Origin of the sequence: Allobosea sp. CER48, assembly GCF_044752385.1 — a bacterium.
Taxonomy (GTDB): Bacteria; Pseudomonadota; Alphaproteobacteria; order Rhizobiales; family Beijerinckiaceae; genus Allobosea.
Genome location: NZ_JBIWYK010000508.1, coordinates 1 through 2,069 on the forward strand (window position 1 = coordinate 1; position 2,069 = coordinate 2,069).

Below are 2,069 nucleotides of genomic sequence, written 5' to 3' on the forward strand. Positions count from 1 at the left end.
CATCCCCCCGGCAAGAACCGAGGAGCCGGCCGCGGTCAGCGGCTGGCTGACCGTGAGTCGCGAAAAGGGGCCGAGCGCGCTGCCCATGGGTCCTGTCGTTTCTTGTTCTGGCCCGCTTGGACGCTACGCTCGGGCTTGGGTCTTCAACGCTGTTCAGGCGGCGCGGCTGGTCTTCAGCTGCATTTCGCCGCCGCCGTCACGGATGACGGCCGCCAGATCGAGCAGGGCCACGATGTCGCTGTCGAGCAGGACGAGGCCTTCGATCAGCCCGTGCTCGTCGCGCTCCAGGTCGGGAGCGGGGCGAACCGCGGAAACCGGCACATCCACGATGTCCGAGACCGAATCGACCAGGAGGCCGGCCGTCTTGTCCTCGACGTCGACGACGACGATGACGTGGGTGGCGGAGGCATCGGTGACGCCCATGCCGATCGCGGTGCGCAGATCGTAGACCGCCAGGATCACGCCGCGCAGGTTCAGAACGCCGCGCACATGCGGGGCCGCGTGCGGCAGCGGGGTCGTCGCCTGCCAGCCCTTGATCTCGCGCACCATGCCGACATCGATGCCGAAGGTGCGGTCGCCGACCTTGAAGGTCACGATCCGACGTGCGGCCGCTTCCGGCTGTGCCGACGAGAAGTGCTTTTCGCCGAGTTGGAGGGTCATGGTCATCCAGCCATCTTGAGGTCAGATTGGGGGGGACGGTCGCCGGAGGCGGCGAGCCGCAGCATGGAGTCGATATCCAGGATCAGCGCGACGAGGCCGTCGCCGAGGATCGTTGCCGCCGAAGCGCCGTTGACGGCGCCGTAATTCGCCTCGAGGCTCTTCACGACGACCTGCTGCTGGCCGACGATCTCGTCCACGGCGATGCCGACATTGTTGCCGCGTTCGGTCTCGGCGATGATCACGATGTTCTCGTTGGTGGTGCCCATCGAGCCCATCACGTCGCCGAGGCGATAGAGCGGCGTCACCTCGCCGCGCCAGCGCAGCACTTCCTGGCCGAATGGCAGGCGCTCGATCGGCGTCGAGGCGAGATGCTGGGTCTCGATGACCGAGGCGATCGGGATGACGTAGCGGTCGTCGCCGCAACGGATCACCATGCCCTCGAGCACGGCCAGCGTCAGCGGCAGCGCCAGCGTGAACTTGCAGCCCCTGCCCGGCTCGGAATCGACGCTGATGCGGCCGCCGAGCGATTCGACATTGCGGCGCACCACGTCCATGCCGACGCCGCGGCCGGAGATGTCGCTGACCTGCTCGGCCGTCGAGAGGCCGGCGGCGAAGATCAACTGGTCGATCTCCTCCGGCTGCAGCCGCTCGTCGGCACCGACGAGGCCACGCGAACGGGCCTTCGCCAGCAGCCGGTCGCGGTTGATGCCGCGCCCGTCATCGGTGACGGAGATGACGATGCGGCCGGCGCGATGCTCCGCGATGAGCTTGATCGTGCCTTCGCGCGGCTTGCCCGCCTCGGCGCGCTCGTCCGGCGTCTCCAGTCCATGATCCATCGAATTGCGGATCATGTGGGTGAGCGGATCGGCCAGCTCCTCGATGATGGTCTTGTCGACCTCGGTGTTCTCGCCTTCGAGCACGAGGCGCACTTCCTTGCCGAGCGTCTGTGCGAGCTCCCGCACGAGCCGCGGCATGCGCTGGAACACCGCCTTCACCGGCTGGGCACGCACCGCCATGACATGGTCCTGCAGCTCGCGCGTCTGGCGCGACAGCGTCAGGATGCCTTCGGCGGTCTTGGCATAGACGTCGTAGGGCAGCGAGCGAACGCACTCGACCAGCATGGACTGGGTGATCACGATCTCGCCGACGAGGTTCATCAGCTTGTCGATGCGGTCGAGATCGACGCGCACGCTGACCGCCTGACGCTGGCGCGCCGACTGGTCGTTGGCAGGAGCGCGAGGGGCAGCGCGCACCGCCGCCGGGACCTCGGCGACAGGAGCCTGGATCACGGCAGCCGCCACCGGCGTCGGAGCAGCTGCGATCTCGGGTTCGCCCGCAGGCTCGGGAGCCTGACCCAGCTTGGCGAGGATCGCCGAGAGATCGGCCGCGACCGAGCTCGAAACCTCGGG

Annotated in this window: 2 protein-coding genes; both read right to left on the reverse strand. The window is 68.1% G+C overall.

The genetic code is table 11. The annotated features are described in order from the left end of the window. Window positions 1-153 precede the first annotated feature (153 nt). A complete protein-coding gene (locus ACIPIA_RS14915) occupies window positions 154-666 on the reverse strand; it encodes a chemotaxis protein CheW (protein WP_400510681.1) in 513 nt (170 codons plus the stop codon). Further along, on the reverse strand, window positions 663-2,069 hold a 1,407-nt coding region (locus ACIPIA_RS14920), incomplete at its 5' end, for a chemotaxis protein CheA (protein ID WP_400510683.1). The genes ACIPIA_RS14920 and ACIPIA_RS14915, both read right to left, overlap by 4 nt.